At 68.7% G+C, this 16,728-nt stretch carries 15 protein-coding genes and 1 riboswitch; of the genes, 6 read left to right on the forward strand and 9 right to left on the reverse strand.

Going from position 1 to position 16,728, the window contains the following annotated elements:
- Positions 1–29: 29 nt before the first annotated feature.
- The 4 genes from ACWPOC_RS23455 to thiO form a co-directional block, all read right to left on the reverse strand.
- Complete coding sequence (locus ACWPOC_RS23455; protein ID WP_455409401.1) at positions 30–563, reverse strand: hypothetical protein; 534 nt, start codon at positions 561–563, stop codon at positions 30–32.
- Positions 564–654: 91 nt separating this feature from the next.
- On the reverse strand, positions 655–1,440 hold the full coding sequence (gene thiG / locus ACWPOC_RS23460) for a thiazole synthase (protein ID WP_006553655.1): 786 nt from the start codon (positions 1,438–1,440) through the stop codon (positions 655–657).
- Positions 1,433–1,645, reverse strand: coding sequence for a sulfur carrier protein ThiS (gene thiS / locus ACWPOC_RS23465; RefSeq protein WP_006553656.1), 213 nt, complete (start codon positions 1,643–1,645; stop codon positions 1,433–1,435). The genes thiG and thiS overlap by 8 nt, the downstream gene beginning before the upstream one ends.
- Entirely contained in the window at positions 1,642–2,706 is a 1,065-nt protein-coding gene (gene thiO / locus ACWPOC_RS23470) for a glycine oxidase ThiO (protein WP_183070553.1), read from the reverse strand. Before thiO ends, thiS begins: the two co-directional genes overlap by 4 nt.
- Positions 2,703–2,815: riboswitch (TPP riboswitch) on the reverse strand. Its footprint overlaps the gene before it by 4 nt.
- 26 nt (positions 2,816–2,841) lie before the next feature.
- Here thiO and thiE point away from each other — a divergent pair.
- A complete protein-coding gene (gene thiE / locus ACWPOC_RS23475) occupies positions 2,842–3,531 on the forward strand; it encodes a thiamine phosphate synthase (protein WP_016691589.1) in 690 nt (229 codons plus the stop codon).
- Positions 3,532–3,567: 36 nt separating this feature from the next.
- Here thiE and ACWPOC_RS23480 read toward each other — a convergent pair whose 3' ends face one another.
- The gene (locus ACWPOC_RS23480; protein WP_120280164.1) at positions 3,568–4,422 is read right to left on the reverse strand and encodes an NUDIX hydrolase; all 855 of its coding nucleotides are present in this window, start codon (positions 4,420–4,422) and stop codon (positions 3,568–3,570) included.
- Between the two features lie 137 nt (positions 4,423–4,559).
- On the opposite strand from ACWPOC_RS23480, the gene ACWPOC_RS23485 reads away from it, so the two are divergent.
- From ACWPOC_RS23485 to ACWPOC_RS23495, 3 genes are read left to right on the forward strand one after another with little or no spacing between them, the layout of a single operon-like run.
- Entirely contained in the window at positions 4,560–5,912 is a 1,353-nt protein-coding gene (locus ACWPOC_RS23485; protein WP_455409402.1) for a hypothetical protein, read from the forward strand.
- Positions 5,909–6,871 (forward strand): glutamate ABC transporter substrate-binding protein, encoded by a 963-nt coding sequence (locus ACWPOC_RS23490; protein WP_120280166.1) that lies wholly within the window; start codon positions 5,909–5,911, stop codon positions 6,869–6,871. The genes ACWPOC_RS23485 and ACWPOC_RS23490 overlap by 4 nt, the downstream gene beginning before the upstream one ends.
- A gap of 5 nt (positions 6,872–6,876) precedes the next feature.
- The gene (locus tag ACWPOC_RS23495; protein ID WP_455409403.1) at positions 6,877–9,327 is read left to right on the forward strand and encodes a tetratricopeptide repeat protein; all 2,451 of its coding nucleotides are present in this window, start codon (positions 6,877–6,879) and stop codon (positions 9,325–9,327) included.
- Between the two features lie 7 nt (positions 9,328–9,334).
- Here the strand turns inward: ACWPOC_RS23495 and ACWPOC_RS23500 are convergent, their stop codons facing one another.
- The 4 genes from ACWPOC_RS23500 to fgd all read right to left on the reverse strand — a co-directional run bounded on the left by ACWPOC_RS23500 (position 9,335) and on the right by fgd (position 15,372).
- Positions 9,335–10,549 carry an acetate/propionate family kinase gene (locus ACWPOC_RS23500; RefSeq protein ID WP_455409404.1) on the reverse strand — a complete coding sequence of 405 codons (1,215 nt, stop codon included), beginning with the start codon at positions 10,547–10,549 and terminating at the stop codon, positions 9,335–9,337.
- Complete coding sequence (gene pta / locus ACWPOC_RS23505; RefSeq protein WP_455409405.1) at positions 10,546–12,630, reverse strand: phosphate acetyltransferase; 2,085 nt, start codon at positions 12,628–12,630, stop codon at positions 10,546–10,548. The genes ACWPOC_RS23500 and pta overlap by 4 nt, the downstream gene beginning before the upstream one ends.
- 96 nt (positions 12,631–12,726) lie before the next feature.
- Entirely contained in the window at positions 12,727–14,100 is a 1,374-nt protein-coding gene (locus ACWPOC_RS23510) for an MFS transporter (RefSeq protein ID WP_455409406.1), read from the reverse strand.
- Between the two features lie 258 nt (positions 14,101–14,358).
- Complete coding sequence (gene fgd, locus ACWPOC_RS23515; protein ID WP_120280169.1) at positions 14,359–15,372, reverse strand: glucose-6-phosphate dehydrogenase (coenzyme-F420); 1,014 nt, start codon at positions 15,370–15,372, stop codon at positions 14,359–14,361.
- Between the two features lie 158 nt (positions 15,373–15,530).
- On the opposite strand from fgd, the gene ACWPOC_RS23520 reads away from it, so the two are divergent.
- Complete coding sequence (locus tag ACWPOC_RS23520) at positions 15,531–16,304, forward strand: sulfite exporter TauE/SafE family protein (protein WP_120280170.1); 774 nt, start codon at positions 15,531–15,533, stop codon at positions 16,302–16,304.
- Positions 16,305–16,455: 151 nt separating this feature from the next.
- The gene (locus ACWPOC_RS23525; RefSeq protein WP_455409407.1) at positions 16,456–16,620 is read left to right on the forward strand and encodes an alternate-type signal peptide domain-containing protein; all 165 of its coding nucleotides are present in this window, start codon (positions 16,456–16,458) and stop codon (positions 16,618–16,620) included.
- Positions 16,621–16,728 lie beyond the last annotated feature (108 nt).

The following is a 16,728-nucleotide window of genomic DNA, read 5'->3' on the forward strand; positions in this document are numbered from 1 at the left end:
AGCGCATCCCGGAGCCGCAGGCGGGTGCGTCAGGGGACGAAGACCTCGGTCGTGACCGGGATGCTCGGTCGCTCGGTACGCATCGTCAGGACGACGCGGCCCGGCCCGGGGAACACGTGCATGAACAACGGCCGGGTGCTCGTGTGGAAGGCCGGCACGAAGCGGGTCTCCGTACCGCGGGCACCGGTGTCGAGATTGTGCCAGTCGAAAGCGACGGTGACGTCGCAGTTCAGGATGCTCGGCGTCCACTCGCCGAGAAGCGAGTAGCCCTGCGTGATCCGCAGTTCGATCCCGTGGGTGGCACCCGGAGCCATGGAGTACTCGTAGAGCGGGCCGTCGAAGGCGGTTCCACCGGCGCGCACGATGCCGGCGCAGATGCCGTCGCCCAATGTCAGCACGGGAGGCGTGGCCAGCTGCGTCATCTCGCACGTCCTCGGTCCGGTGTTCGACCGGCTCAGCTGGCACGGCTCCTGGGCGCCTGCCACGCCCGGTGCCGTGACGGCGACGGCGACACCCATGAGCCCGGCAGCCGCGGCGGAAAGGATTCGGTGTGCAATTGTCATGCCCGGGGATCGTACCGACCGCACGGTATCCCGTCACGCGATAATCGAAAAACCCCTGAACAGGAAGATTCTCAAGGGTTTTCCGTACCGGTCACGGCTCCATCGGCGAAGATGCCTGAGCCCAGAAGCGTTTCGGGATCCGACCGGCGTGCCGGGCACGGAATCCCGCCTCGACGGCGTGGCGCATCGCCGACGCCATCAGCGCCGGATCCTTCGCGCGGGTGACGGCGGTCGCGAGCAGCACGGCGTCGCAACCGAGTTCCATCGCGAGCGCCGCGTCGGAGGCGGTTCCGATTCCCGCGTCGAGGATCACCGGCACACCCGCGGCCTCGACGATCATCTCGATGTGGTGCGGATTCGAGATGCCGAGGCCGGTCCCGATCGGCGAGCCGAGCGGCATCACCGCGGCACAGCCGACGTCCTCGAGCCGTCGCGCGAGGACGGGATCGTCGGTCGTGTACGGCAGGACGACGAAGCCGTCGTCGACGAGTTGTTCGGCCGCGGAGACGAGTTCGATGGCGTCGGGCAGCAGCGTCCGTTCGTCGGCGATGACCTCGAGTTTCACCCAGTCGGTCTCCAGCGCCTCCCGCCCGAGCTGGGCGGTCAGCACGGCCTCCTTCGCGCCGCGGCACCCGGCGGTGTTCGGCAGCGGTTCGATGCCGAGACGGCGCAGCAGGTCGAGGACACCGGTTCCGGAGGCCGCGTCGACGCGGCGCATCGCGACGGTGGTCAGTTCGGTACCCGACGCGACGAGTGCCTCCTCGAGCACGGCCAGGTTCGCTGCGCCACCGGTGCCGGTGATCAGCCGCGACCCGAAGGTGCGGCCGGCGATGGTCAGCTGCGGCAGGTCGGCGCCGGGATCGTGTGTGTCAGCCACCCTGAACCGCCGTGAGGATCTCGATGCTCGCTCCGCGCGTGACCGGCTCCGACCAGCGGCCGCGCGGGCACACGACACCGTCGACGGCGACCGCGATTCCCTTCTCGGGCAGACCGAGCTCGTTCAACAGCTGCGACACGGTCGGGGCCGCGTCGTAGTACTTGTCCTCACCGTTGACGGTGATGCCCACGGACACGTTCGTCATCCCACACTCGCTTCCGTAATTCGTCCAGGACAGGCGTATTGCGCGTCGGCCAGCGACCGCCCACCGAGTTCGGCGAGCACCGCGTCGACGGTGAGCGGCGTGAGCAGCACACCGTTGCGGCCGTGGCCGGTCGCGGCGACGACACGATCGGAGAGCCGGCCGATCAGCGGCAGATTGTCGGGGGTCATCGGGCGCAGGCCCGCACTCGCCTCGAACAGTTCGTACTCGCCGAGCGCCGGGAAGATCCGCTCGGCGTCGGCGATCAGATCGCGCACCCCGGCCACCGTGACCTGCGTGTCGGACGCCTCGTACTGCGTCGCGCCCACGACGAGACCGTCGTGGCGGGGCACCAGATAGGCGGGGCGACCGTGGACACTCGCGCGCACGGTGCGCTGCGGCGGCGGGGTCGCGCCGGGCCGCACCCGCAGGCGCAGGATCTCGCCCTTGACCGGACGGACCGGAAGTCCCGGCCACAGTCGCGCCGACGCCGAGCCGGCGGCGAGCACCACCTGGTCGTCCGAGAGATCGGCGAGGTCGTGCACGGCGGAGTCGGAGAAGCGCACCCCCGCCCCGGTGGCCGCGACGCGCAGGGCGTCGACGAGCGCGCGGTTGTCGACCGACCACTCGGTGGGTGCGAGCAGTCCGAGACGCACCTTCGGACCGAGCGACGGTTCGAACTCCCGGATCTCGGCACGGGAGAGCAGACGCATCTCGTGCCCCCGCTCCCCGACCCATTCGGCGACGGTCCGCAGGTCGGCCGCGTCCGCCGCATCGAGCGCGACGGTCAGCGACGCCTCGGCGGTGAACACGTCGACGCCGGTCTCCGCGCGCAGTGCCTCCGCGAATCCCGGCCAGCGGTCGAGCGAGGCCGCACCCAGGGACAGCACGTGGTCCTCGCCGGGCCAGCCCTCGGACAGCGGGGCCAGCATTCCCCCGGCCACCCACGAGGCGCCGCTACCGGGATTCGGGTCGTGCACGGTCACGATGTGCCCCGAGCGGGCCGCGCGCCATGCGATCGACAGCCCGATCACTCCGCCACCCACGACGGCCACAGTTGCCATTGGTCCACCTCACTCCCTGCGCCGGCATGATCCGGGTCAGGTCATAACGGTCGGGGCCGGCAGGCCCCCTCTCAGCCCCGCGAACCTCGGGACTCCCGTGTCGTCACTTTCTGCCTAGAGGCTACCGTCTTGGTCGTGACCACCTATCGCGGCAACCATCCCGACCCGCGCGGCCGCCTCGCGACCGCCCGGTTGTACCTGTGCACCGACGCTCGCCGGGACACCGGCGACCTCGCACGGTTCGTCGAGGAGGCCCTCGCCGGTGGGGTCGACATCGTCCAGTTGCGCGACAAGGACTCGGCCGGTGAGAAGAAGTTCGGACGCCTCGAGGCACGCGAGGAACTCGCCGCCCTCGAGATCATCGGCGAGGCGTGTGCACGCCACGGTGCGCTTCTCGCCGTGAACGACCGCGCCGACATCGCGCTCGCGGCGGGCGCCGACATCCTGCATCTCGGTCAGGGCGACCTGCCGGTGCGGCACGCACGGCAGATCCTCGGCGACGAGATCGTCATCGGCCGCTCGACGTCGAGCCGGGCGCAGGCCGCGCTCGCCGACATCGAGGAGGGCGTCGACTACTTCGCGTCCGGGCCGGTGTGGGACACCCCGACCAAGCCGGGACGCACCGCGGCGGGGCTGGAGGTGACGCGCGAGGTCGCGCAGTCGCAGCCGGCACGACCGTGGTTCGCGATCGGCGGCATCGATCTCGAGCGGCTCCCCGAGGTGCTCGACGCCGGGGCCACGCGGGTCGCGGTGGTCCGGGCGATCACGAAGGCCTCCGATCCACGGGCAGCCGCGGCAGCACTGAAGGCCGCACTGCCGGCCTGAAAGACGGCCGAAAGGCCGCGCTGCCGGCGTGAGGCGTTACAGCCAGCCCAGCACGGCCGAGGGCGACATCGCGATCGTGCCCTCGGGCAACCGTGCGCGCAGGCCGCGATCCGCGGTGACCACGACCGTCACCCCCGGATCCACCACGGCCGTCGCGGTGGAGGCCAGCCGGGCCAGTTCGTCGTCGCCGCTGCCGTCCGCGCTGTGCACCGGGATCCGGACGTCGTCGATCGTCGCGTCGCGGGCATGCCCTTCGAGGACCGCTTCGACGCGGGGGACCCAACCGAACGTCCCGTCGGGACATTCGACCGTGCGGGGCAGGACCGCGGCGAGGTCGGCGAGCAGGGCGCTCGTCGCGCCGGGGCGGTCGCGCCACCATCCGGTGGGGCCGCTCGCACCGAGCACGTTCGCGGTGTCGAGCAGCATGCGGACCGGTGAGGTGCGCAGCGACGGCCACGCCTCGGCGAAGCCGCTGTGCAGCGGCATCGCCTCGACCTCCGGTTCGGGCACCCAGCGCAGTTCGGTGCTCTCCTGGTTGAGGCTGGTCACGAGCGTTTCGGTGGCGTCGGCGACGACGGTGGTGTAGGTCCATCCGCCCGCGAGACCGGAGGTGACACGTTCGGCGCGCACCGTCACGGCCGCGACATCGATGCCGGCCTCCTCGTGGGCCTCCCGCACGGCGGCGTCGACGGTGCTCTCGTGCGAGTCGCGGGCTCCGCCGGGAAGTGCCCAGGTGCCACCCTGGTGCGACCATGCCGCCCGATGCTGCAGGAGAACCGCGGGGCGACCGTCCGCGAGCGGAGCGCGCAGCAGCAGACCTGCGGCACCGTGTCGTCCCCAGCGCTTCTCACCGTCCGGTCCGACCGCCCAGCCGTCACCGTCTCCACGCATTGCGTCCGCCTCTCCGACCCGCCCTCGTCCGGGCCTGTGCCCGGTACCGGATCCCCGCCGTCCGTGGACGGCAACAATACCGCCGGGCTGCTTATATGCTCCCCTCAGACCGCTCGACACGAGGAAGGGAGTGCCCGGTGGACGTACGGATCACCCCTCCCTTCGCTCCTGTCGAGAGCCACATCCGCGACGACGCCGATACGGACACTCCGGACGCCCGGTTCGACGACGCCCGTGCCCTGCTGCGATCCACGCCGGTCCGGTTGGTGGTCCTGGGGGGGGTGCTCACCGTGCTGCTCGTCGCCTCGGCAGCGGTCTCCGCAACGATGGTGTCCGGCAGGCAGGCCACCCACGATCGTCTCCTCGCGTCCATCGAGCCGCTGGCCAGCGCGGCCCAGAATCTCTACAGCGCGCTGTCGGTGGCCGACGCCGCCGCCGTGACGGGCTTCATCTCGGGCGGACTCGAACCGGAGGCGGTGCGCAGTCGCTACATCCAGGCGACCGACGAAGCCGCGGAATATCTCGTCATCGCAGCGACCGGACTGACCGACGCCGACCGCGAGACCGCACACAATCTGACGGAGATCGGGCGGCTGCTGCCCGTCTACACGGGCCTCATCGAGACGGCCCGCACCAACAATCGCACCGGGCATCCGGTCGGCGCCGCATATCTCGGCGAGGCCTCGCACCTGATGCAGACCGAACTGCTCCCCGCCGCGCAGGAACTGCACACGCGCGGCGTCGCCGCCGTCGAGGACACCCAGCGCGACGCGGTGCGACCACCCTGGCTCGCGATCGGGCTGCTCCTCGTCACGGTCGCTGCCCTGTGCGTGGCGCACGTCGTCGTGAGCCGCCGCTCTCGTCGCACCCTCAATCCCGGAATCCTCGTCGCGATCGGCGCGACCGGCGCGCTGCTGTGCTGGTTGCTCGTCGCCGGCCTGGCCTCGTCGAGTGCCACCGAACGCGCCATCGAGCGCGGTGCGGCACCGCTCGCCGATCTCACCGAGGGACGGATCCTCGCCCAGCAGTCGCGTACCGCCGAGACCCTGCTGATCGCCCGGCGCGACACGACCGGCGCGTACGACGACACCTTCGGGACCAACATGTCGCGACTCGGCGACATCCTCGACGAGTACGCTCGCGATTCCGCCCTCGAGGCCGGCGCCGAGGCGGTGGAGACCGCCCGGTCGGCGCACGAGGCCTGGATCAACTCGCATGCACGCATGGTCGACGCCCTCGTCCGCGGCGACTACGCGGCGGCCTCGGTCCTCGCGGTCGGCGCAGGTCCCGGCGAGTCCACCGCGCGGTTCGTCGCTCTCGATGCTGCTCTGACGGAAGGAATCGACGACACCCGCACCGAACTGCGCGACAACGAGTTCCGCGCCTCCCGCACCCTCGCCGGCCTCGCACCGATGTCGGTGGTGCTGCTGACGGTGGCGCTGGTCGGCGTGTGGGTCGGCCTCCGGCCCCGGTTGAAGGAGTACCAGTGAGAAAGCGCGTGCTCGTTGCGAGCCTGTGCGTCGTCGCCGCACTCGCCGGCGGGTGCGCGACCGATCCCCCACCGCGCGCCCCCGGCCTCCAGGGGACGACGACCTCCCTCCCGCTCCCCGAGAACGCGCGGATGCTCGAGTCGTCGGTGGCCACACCTCCCGCCCCCGACTGCGGCGATCCCACCGCATCCCTTCCCCCGGACCCGAATGCCACCGGACCTGCGATCGATCGGATCCGCACGCGCGGCCGGCTGATCGTCGGCCTCGACACCGGCAGCAACCTCATGAGCTACCGCGACACCGCGACCGGGCGCATCACCGGTTTCGACGTCGACATCGCGCGCGAGATCGCCCGCGACCTCCTGGGCGACCCCGCTCTCGTCGACTACCGCATCCTGTCGTCGGCCGAGCGCGAGAAGGCGCTGCAGGACTCCACCGTCGACATCGTCGCGAAGACCATGAGCATCACCTGCGCCCGTCGCGAGAAGGTCGACTTCTCCACCGAGTACTTCCGGGCCCAGCAGCGTGTGCTCGTCGTCCGGGGATCCGACATCCGCTCCGCCGCCGATCTCGCCGGCCGGCGCGTGTGCATCGTCGAGGGCACGACCTCGCTGCTCCGGATGCGGGAGGTACAGCCGTCGGCGTCGATCCTCACCGTGCCGTCGTGGGCCGACTGCCTCGTCGTCCTCCAGCAACAGCAGGTCGACGCCGTGAGCACCGACGACACGATCCTCGCCGGACTCGCCTCGCAGGACCCCTATCTCGAACTCGTCGGCCCCTCCCTGGGATCGGAGCCGTACGGAATCGGAATCCGGCTGGGCAGCGACGAGCTCGTACGGTTCGTCAACGCCACCCTCGAAAGGATCCGTTCCGACGGGACGTGGACGGCGCTGTACGAGAAGTACCTGCGGGTGCTCGGTCCCACTCCGTCACCCCCGACACCGAACTACCGGGAGTGACGGCCATGTCCGACGAACCCGAACCGGCCGAGACCCCGTCGGTCGATTCCGGCCCCGCCACGGAACGGGCAGTGGACTCCGGGCCCGCCACGGAACGGGCAGTGGACTCCGGGCCCGCCACCAGGCGTGCGGCGGATTCCGGGCCCGCGACCGAGCCGTCGACGAGCGACTCGGGACCGGCCACCGCCCGGGCCACCGGGGATGCCGGACCTGCCACCGAACGCGGCCCCGTCCCCACCACGCGGCCCGAATCCACCCAGCGCTCGTCGATCTGGTCCGGCTCGTCGTCCCAGCGTTCGTCCTCCCAACGCTCGTCGAGCCGCCGCATCCGGCCGCGCGGAACCCAGCGTCGCCGCATCGCCGGCCTCGTCGACGTGCCGGTCCCCACCACGAAGGATCCGGTCGACGCCGTCCTCCGCGATCCCCACGTCTCCGAGGGCAAGCGGTTCTGCTCGAAGTGCGGACAACCGGTGGGACGCAGTACCCCGTCGGGGCCGGGCCCCACAGAAGGCGATTGCCCCCAGTGCGGAACACATTTCCAGTTCACTCCGGCCCTGCGCCGCGGGGACCTCGTCGCCGGGCAGTACGAGGTGCAGGGTTGTCTCGCACACGGCGGACTCGGGTGGATCTATCTCGCGATCGACCGCAACGTGAGCGACCGTTGGGTGGTGTTGAAGGGCCTGCTGCAGGGTGGCGACGCCGAGGCCCAGGCGGTCGCGGTGGCCGAACGCCAGTTCCTGGCCGAGGTCAGCCATCCGAGCATCGTGCAGATCTACAACTTCGTCGAGCACCCCTCACCCGACGGCACCCCGATGGGGTACATCGTCATGGAGTACCTGGGTGGTCACACCCTGCGTACCGTGCTCGACAACTATCCCCCACCGAACCGCATCCCGGTCGAGCAGGCCATCGGGTACATGCTGGAAGTGCTTCCGGCACTGCAGTATCTGCACGACATCGGACTGGTCTACAACGACCTCAAGCCCGAGAACATCATGGTCACCGACGAGCAGATCGAACTCATCGACCTCGGTGCCGTCTCCGCGATCGAGGGATACGGCTATCTGTACGGGACGCCGGGATATCAGGCACCCGAGATCGTCCGGACCGGGCCGACGGTCGCGAGCGACATCTACACGGTCGGACGCACACTCGCGGTCCTCACCCTCGACATGCCATCGGACAAGGGCCGGTACCGCGACGGTCTGCCCACCCCCGAGCAGGCTCCCCTGCTCGACGAGTTCGACTCCTTCCACCGACTGCTCCTGCGGGCCACGAACCCCGATCCGCAGCAGCGCTTCTCGTCCGCCGACGAACTGCAGGGACAGCTCACCGGTGTGCTGCGCGAGATCCTGTCGAAGAAGCTCGGCACCGAACATCCCGGACTCTCCAGGCTGTTCAGTCCGCCCCGCACGACCTTCGGCACCGACGAGGCGCTCGTCCCCACCGACGTGTACGCCGACGGGATCGAGCGCGACCCCAAACTGCGGGGGCAGGATGTCGCAGCGGCGCTGCCCGTCCCGCTGCTCGACCCCAACGATCCGAGTGCCGCGCTCCTCGCCGCAGCGGTACACAGCGAACCGCAACAGACCCTCGACTCGCTCCGGCACGCGCGCGAGAACGGGGTCGGCCGGGTCGTCGGGGCATCTGACGTGTCGTTCTCCAAGGAGATCACCCTCGCCGAGGTCCGCGCCCATCTCGATCTCGGGCAGGTCGACAGCGCGGTGGAGATCCTCACCCGCCTCGAGCGCGAGTTCGGCGACGACTGGCGCATGGACTGGTACGCCGGCATCGCCGAACTGCTGCAGGACGACTACGAGGCAGCATTCGCCCGGTTCGACAAGGTGCTGCAGGCTCTTCCGGGCGAGATCGCCCCGAAGATCGCGCTCGGGGCCACCGCCGAACTGACGCTGCAGCATTGGGAGAGCGACGACCCCGACGCGTGGCGACGCTTCTGCGAGCAGTCCTACCGGGTCGTGTGGCGCACCGATCACGCCGTCGTCAGCGCGGCCTTCGGTTTGGCACGCCAGCTCACCGCCCGCGACGAGATCCGTGCCGCCGTCGACGTGCTCGACGAGGTCCCCACGACCTCCCGGCACCACAGTGCAGCGACCATGACCGCCGCCCTGGTCCTGTTACGAGGTGGTCGCGTCGAGGAGATCTCCGAGACCGATCTTCGGGAGGCCGCGCACCGGATCGCGTCGCTGTCTCCCGACGAGGGTCGCGCCCTGCAGATGCGCGCACTCGTCCTCGGGACCGCACTCGAATGGGTGCGCAGCGGCCGGGCGTCGACTCGCGAGTACGACCGCATCCTCGACGTACCCTTCACCGAGAAGGGACTACGCCTGGGCACCGAGGCGGCGCTGCGGCAACTGGCGCGCAACGCCCCTTCCCGCACACACCGCTACACCCTCGTCGACCTCGCGAACGCGATCCGGCCGCGCAGTTTGACCTGATCAGAAGTCAGCGCCCGGCGAACTGCACGGCTGCGCGGGCGATGGCGAGTTCCTCGTTCGTGGGGATCACGAGCACCTCCACCTGCGACGAGTCGGCCGAGATCCGGCGTTCCCCGTCGTCGTCGGCAGTGTTGCGCGCGTCGTCGACGACGATGCCGAGCCGGTCGAGGCCGGCGAGGCTGTCGCGCCGGACGTCGACGTTGTTCTCCCCCACCCCGCCGGTGAACACGATCGCGTCGACGCCACCGAGTTCGAAAGTGTAGGCGCCCACGTACTTCCGGATGCGATGCACGTAGACCTCGTACGCGAGTCGCGCGTCCTCGTCGCCCTCGCCGACGAGCTTCAGCAGAGCCCGGAAGTCGTTGACCCCCGACAACCCCTTCAGGCCCGAATGCCGGTTGAGCAGGTCGTCGATGGCGTCGACCTTCAACCCGGCCGCCCGGTTGAGGTGCATGACGACACCCGGATCGATGTCGCCGCTGCGCGTGCCCATGACGAGACCCTCGAGCGGGGTCAGCCCCATCGAGGTGTCGATCGGGCTCCCACCTGCGACCGCCGACGCCGACGCACCGTTACCCAGATGGAGCACGACCAGATTCAGGTCCGCGATGTCGCGTCCGAGGAACTCCGCGGCACGCCCCGACACGTATTCGTGTGAAGTACCGTGGAATCCGTACCGCCGGATGTCGTGTTTGTGGGCGATGTCGCGGTCGATCGCATAGGTCGCCGCGTGCGGCGGAAGACCGTGGAAGAAGGCGGTGTCGAAGACACCCACGTGGGGGATGTCGGGAAGTTCCTCCCGCGCGACCTCCATTCCCACGACGTTCGCCGGATTGTGGAGGGGCGCAAGGATCGACAGTTCGTCGACGGCGCGGACCACGTCGTCGTCGATCAGGGTCGGTTCGTAGAAGACCTTGCCGCCGTGCACGAGTCGGTGTCCGACGGCGACGATACCCACCTCGTGCAGCGGACGGCCCAGCCCTTCGAGCATCTCCAGTACCGCACGCAGTCCGGTCCGGTGGTCGGCGATGGCGTCGTTGCGTTCGTCCACACCCGTCGTGTGGTGGAAGACGATCCGCCCCTCCGGTTCCCCGATCCGCTCGATCAGTCCGTGCGCCAGCGACTTTCCGCTCTCCGGATCGATCAGCTGGAACTTGATCGACGACGATCCGGAGTTGAGGACCAGTACGGTGCCTGCGGTGGCCGGGTTCGGGCTGCTCACGCGTCTTCCTCCTGCGCCTGGATCGCGGTGATGGCGATGGTGTTGACGATATCCTGGATCAGGGCGCCTCGGGAGAGGTCGTTGACCGGCTTGTTCAGGCCTTGCAGGACCGGTCCGACGGCGACGGCACCGGCGCTGCGCTGCACGGCCTTGTAGGTGTTGTTGCCGGTGTTCAGGTCCGGGAAGATGAACACCGTGGCGCGACCGGCGACGTCGGAGTCGGGCAGCTTCGCATTCGCGACCGTCGGTTCGATCGCCGCGTCGTACTGGATCGGACCCTCCACGAGCAGATCGGCTCGCCGCTCCCGCACGAACGTCGTAGCCGAGCGCACCTTGTCGACGTCGGCGCCCGAACCGGATTCGCCGGTGGAGTACGACAGCATCGCGACCCGGGGGTCGATGCCGAACCGGGCGGCGGTCGCGGCGGACGAGATCGCGATGTCGGCGAGCTGGTCGGCGGTCGGGTCGGGGACGACGGCACAGTCACCGTACGCGAGCACGCGGTCGGCGAGGCACATCAGGAAGATGCTCGACACCGTGGACACACCCGGTTCGGTCTTGATGATCTCGAGGGCGGGACGGATCGTGTGGGCGGTGGTGTGCGCCGCGCCCGATACCATGCCGTCGGCCAGGCCCAGATGCACCATCATCGTGCCGAAATACGAGATGTCGCGCATGATCTCGCGTGCACGATCGACGGTCATGCCCTTGTGGGCACGCAGCCGCGCGTACTCCTCCGCGAACCGGTCGGCGTGCTCGGAGGTGCGCGGGTCGAGGATCTGCGCTTCCGACAGGTCCACCCCGAGTTCCGACGCCCGCTGGCGGACGGCCGCCTCGTCGCCGAGGATCGTGAGCTTCGCGATGCCGCGCTGGAGCACACGCCCGGCAGCTCTGAGGACGCGATCGTCCTCGCCCTCGGGCAGCACGATGTGGCGCTGCTGGGCCCGCGCCCGGTCGATGAGCTGGTATTCGAACATCTGCGGGGTGGTCACGGACGGTCGCGGCAGTCGCAGTCGGTCGAGCAGGGAGTGCGCGTCGACGTGCCGTTCCATGAGCGCGAGAGCGGTGTCGATCTTGCGCTGCGCGCCGAGGGCCATGCGGCCGCGGGTGCGGTCGGCGGCCGAGGCGGTATCGAAGGTTCCGAGGTCGGTGGTGAGGATCGGCAGCGACGGCTTCAGAGCCGCGACGAGCTCCGCGATCATCGGATGCGGCAGCAGACCGCCGTTCATGATGATGCCGGCGAGCGTCGGGAAGCCTTCGGCGGCATTGGCATTGACCAGCGCGAGGATGACGTCGGAGCGGTCGGCGGGAGCGATCACGACGATACCGTCGGTGAGGCGCTCCAGAATCCGCTCGGCGGTCATGCCACCGACCATGATGCGCAGCGCTTCCCGCTGCAGCAGGTCGGGGTCGCCGCTGTAGAGCTCGCCTCCGATCGCGGTCTGCAGCTCGGCCATCGTCGGCGCGACCAGCGCGGGCACCTCCGGGAGGGTCCACACCGGTTCGGTGCGGTCACCGAGTGCCTGTGCGATCTCGTCGAGTGCGTCGGGGTCGCAGCGGTTCACCACGACCGCACCGAGATGCGCGTGCTGACCCGCGAGCTCGTTCGCACACACCCCGGCGAGCTGGGCGATCTCGGCGGGTGTGCGGCGGGAACCGCGCAGGACGAGCAGCACCGGGGCGTCGAGGTTCGCGGCGATGCGAGCGTTGTACGACAGCTCGCTGGGGTTGGCGATCTCGGTGTAGTCGCTGCCGACGATGACGACGGCGTCGCAGCGGTCGGCCACCGCGTGGTACTTGCCGACGATGTCGCTGAGCGCGGTGTCCGGGTCGTCGTGGACGTCGTCGTAGGTGACGCCGATGCAGTCCTCGTAGGCGAGGTCGACGGTGGTGTGTTCGAGCAACAGTTCGAGGATGTAGTCGATGTCGCTGTCGGAGCGTGCGATGGGCCGGAAGACACCGACGCGGGCGGTGGACGCGCACAGTGTCTGCAGCACCCCCAGGGCGACGGTCGATTTCCCGGTGTCCCCTTCCGGAGCTGCGATGTAGATGCTCGAGACGGACCCTGCAGCAGCACTCATGGATTCCACCCTAACTGCAAACTTTGCTCCGCCCGGTGTACCCGCGCACATGCCCGGCCGGAGGTGTCCGGCCGGGCATGTGGGAGTCGCGGGAACTCAGGACTGGGTCTGCAGCACGCGCGGGGTGTCGGGGTGCTCGGCGTCCGCCACGACCTCCACCGGTTCGGCGTCGGCCGACAGCCCGAGCAGGTCGGTCGGGGTCTTCGCCGTCTCGCGCAGCCCGAGGACCGCGACACCGGCGATGCAGCACGCGACCGCACCGAAGACCGCGACCGGGAGCCAGCCCGTCGCGCCGGGGAGCAGGATCAGCGCGGCGACCATCGGCGAGAAGCCGGCCAGCAGGTTGCCGAGCTGGTTGCTCACGGCCATCCCCGTGAAGCGGACGGTCGCCGGGAACTGTTCGGCGAAGAAGGACGTCCACACGCCGTTGTAACAGCTGAAGAACAGCGACATGTTCACGAACGCGGCGACGGAGATCAGCAGGATGTTCGTCGTCGAGATCGCCCACAGATATCCGGCGAGGCTCACGGCGCAGCCGACGGAGGCGATCAACATGGTCGGCTTGCGGCCGATGATGTCGGAGAGGTAGCCGGCCGCGGGGATCGTGAACATCGACAGTACGATGGAGACGGAGATGACGGTGAGCATCACGCTGTGCTCGACACCCATCGAGGTGGCGTACGACAGGCTGAACACGGCGAAGAGGGTCTGGACCGACGCCATCAGGGACGCGCCGGCCACGCGGATCACCGAGCGCCAGTGGAACTTGAACACGTCGCCGAGGGGGAGTTTGCGGACGACGCTCTCTTCCTTCACCTCGGTGAAGGTCGGCGTCTCGTCCAGGTGGTTGCGAACGTAGTAGGTCACGACGACGACAACTGCGCTGAGCCAGAACGGGATCCGCCAGCCCCAGCTGTAGAGCGCGTCGTCGGGCAGGAGCGAGACGGGCACGAAGACGACGGTCGCGAGCGAGCAGCCCACGGCGTAGCCGACCATCACGAAGCTGGTGAAGAAACCACGGCGTCCCACCGGCGAGTGCTCGACGGTCAACGTCGACGCCCCGGCCGATTCGGCGCCCGCCGAGAAGCCCTGCAGGACACGCATCGCCACGAGCAGGATCGGTGCGAGGATGCCCACCTGCTCGTAGGTCGGAAGACATCCGATGACGAAGGACGCGACGCCCATCAGGACGACGGTCGCGAGCATGACGCGTTTGCGGCCGAGCCGGTCGCCGAAGTGCCCCATGACGACGGCGCCCACCGGCCGTGCCACGTAACCCACGGCGAAGGTGGCGAAGGATGCGATGAGGGCGACGGTGGGGTTACCGCCCGGGAAGAACAGCACGTTGAAGACGAGCGCGGCGGCAGCGCCGTAGACGAAGAAGTCGTAGTACTCCAGGGCCCCTCCGAGGAGCGCGGCGATCGATGCGCGGCGGGGGTTCATCTCCGGTTTCGCTTCTGACTGCGGCATGGTCGATGCAGATTTGTCGGTGATCACGGTGCCTCGTTGGGTTCGATTCGAATCGGGGTCGGCGTGTGCCTCGTCCGAGCTGTGATGTCCGGCGGTGGCGGGCAATGTGTGTGACGGTTGCCACCGCGTCGGAACAAACGTAGGTAGACACCGGACCCCGTCGCTGTTCCGTTGTGAAACAACATCGACATTCCGCCCCGACACAGAAAAAGGTGCCGCTCCTCCATCGCGGAGAAGCGGCACCTTGTGGGTCGGATGTCAGGCGAGTGCGCGAAGCCTCGGCGCGAGGTCTCGTTCGAACAGTTCCAGGAACCGCTTCTGATCATGACCCGGCGCGTGGAACACCAGATGATTCAACCCCGCATCGACATACGCCTTGACCTGCTCGACCGCCTCGTCCGGATCCGACGCCACGATCCACCGCTTGGCCACCTGCTCGATCGGCAACGCATCCGCCGCCGCCTCCATCTCCATCGGATCGTCGATGGAGTGCTTCTGCTCCGGCGTGAGCGACAGCGGCGCCCAGAACCGGGTGTTCTCCAACGCCTTGTCCGGATCGGTGTCGTACGAGATCTTGATCTCGATCATCTTGTCGATCTGCGCCACATCCCGCTCGGCCTTCTCCGCACCCTCGGCCACGGCCGGCAGCAGCTTGTCGGTGTAGAGCTCCATACCCTTACCCGACGTGCAGATGAACCCGTCCCCACTACGTCCGGCATAGCGCGCCACCACCGGGCCGCCGGCGGCGACATAGACCGGGATACCACCCTCGGGCACGTCGTAGATCGACGCCCCCTTCGTCGTGTAGTACTCGCCCTCGAAATCCACCCGGTCCCCGCGCCACAGCTCACGCATCAACCGCACCGATTCACGCAGCCGGGCGAAGCGTTCCTTGAACTCCGGCCACTCCCCGGCGTATCCGGTGGCGATCTCGTTGAGCGCTTCACCGGTGCCGACGCCGAGGAAGATCCGCCCCGGATACAGACACCCCATCGTCGCGAAGGCCTGCGCGATCACCGCCGGGTTGTACCGGAACGTCGGGGTCAACACGCTCGTGCCCAACTGCAACCTTTCGGTGCGCTCCCCCACCGCGGTCATCCACGCCAACGAGAACGGCGCATGCCCACCGTTGTGCCGCCACGGCTGGAAATGATCCGACACCGTCGCCGAATCCATTCCGTGCGCCTCGGCGAGCACACCCAACTCGACCAACTCGCGCGGGCCGAACTGCTCCGCCGACGCCTTGTACCCCAACTTCAAACCCTGAGCCACAGATTCCTCCGACCGTTCGCGTTCCGATGCCCCGAGTATGCCGCTTACCCAAGCGGAAGTTGGGGGAGGTCGTGTGCGTCTTTCGCGAGAAAAACACACATAACCTCCCCGAACGTGGCCTGTCTCGGGTGTGTACGGCACGCCGTAGACTCGCCTCGGTGACCCCGCTCGAACTCTTCCTCGTCGCATTGGCCGGGCTCGGCGCCGGAGCGATCAACTCCCTCGTCGGATCCGGCACCCTCATCACCTTCCCGACGCTCGTCGCGTTCGGTGTACCTCCGGTGACCGCGACGATGTCCAACGCGATCGGCCTGGTCGCTGGAGGTGTGTCGGGCACCTGGGGGTATCGGCGCGAACTGCGCGGGCAATGGGAACGGTTGCGATGGCAGATCCCCGCATCGTTCTGCGGGGCGCTGGTCGGAGCGTGGTTGCTGCTCCACCTGCCGGAGACCGTCTTCGAGACGGTCGTGCCGATCCTGCTCCTCCTGGCACTCACGCTCGTCGTGTTCCAGCCGAAGATCCAGGCGTGGGTGGCTCGCCGGACAGGAGGCGACGCCGACGGCCACCTCGGACCGGTGCGGATGACACTGCTCGTCGTCGGCACCTTCGCCGTCGGCATCTACGGCGGCTACTTCACGGCGGCACAGGGCATCCTGTTGATGGGCCTGTTCGGAGCATTGCTGCACGACCACATCCAGCGACAGAACGCGGCGAAGAACCTTCTGTCGCTGGTCGTGAACGTCGTGGCCGCGTGCGCGTACATCCTCGTGGCGTTCGACCGGATCGACTGGACCGTGGCCGCGCTGATCGCCGTGGGCTCCTTGATCGGTGGTTATCTCGGCTCCCACTACGGCCGACGCCTGTCGCCGGTCGCGCTGCGTGCAGTGATCGTCGTGGTCGGGTTGATCGGTCTGTACCGACTGCTCGCCTGAGACTCTCGTTTCTTTCAGGCGGTAACAAGTTGGTCTCCTGATACCTCCCTCGATAACAAACGCCTCACGCGTAACAAGCACCGGGTATGCGACAGATCACATCGGGTACCTGACGGAGGTCGGAAGAACGATCTTCGAGGGGAGCGACTGTATGAAGAAACAAACCAAGGGAGCCATAGCCGCAGGTGCCGGAGCCATTCTGCTTCTGGGTGGCCTGGGGAGCCTTGCGTTTTGGAACGACCAGACCGATGGTGACGCCGGTACCATCACGTCCGGCCAACTGGCGCTCGGGGAGTGTGAACCGTCCCGGGTTTGATGCACACCTTCATTCTTGGGAAGGTAAGCCTCATGCCGAAGAAGTACCCCGACGAGGTCCGTGAGAAGGCGATCCGCCTCGTCCTCGATCACCGGGACGACTACGCCT

The organism is Rhodococcus sp. 5G237, assembly GCF_053764735.1.

Coding starts and splice junctions, on each gene's coding strand:
- thiO (WP_183070553.1), bottom strand. CDS start 2,706: ATGGCAACTGTGGCCGTCGTGGGTGGCGGAGTGATCGGGCTGTCGATC.
- ACWPOC_RS23480 (WP_120280164.1), bottom strand. CDS start 4,422: ATGCGTGGAGACGGTGACGGCTGGGCGGTCGGACCGGACGGTGAGAAG.
- ACWPOC_RS23525 (WP_455409407.1), top strand. CDS start 16,456: ATGAAGAAACAAACCAAGGGAGCCATAGCCGCAGGTGCCGGAGCCATT.
- ACWPOC_RS23455 (WP_455409401.1), bottom strand. CDS start 563: ATGACAATTGCACACCGAATCCTTTCCGCCGCGGCTGCCGGGCTCATG.
- thiS (WP_006553656.1), bottom strand. CDS start 1,645: ATGACGAACGTGTCCGTGGGCATCACCGTCAACGGTGAGGACAAGTAC.
- ACWPOC_RS23510 (WP_455409406.1), bottom strand. CDS start 14,100: ATGCCGCAGTCAGAAGCGAAACCGGAGATGAACCCCCGCCGCGCATCG.
- ACWPOC_RS23495 (WP_455409403.1), top strand. CDS start 6,877: ATGTCCGACGAACCCGAACCGGCCGAGACCCCGTCGGTCGATTCCGGC.
- pta (WP_455409405.1), bottom strand. CDS start 12,630: ATGAGTGCTGCTGCAGGGTCCGTCTCGAGCATCTACATCGCAGCTCCG.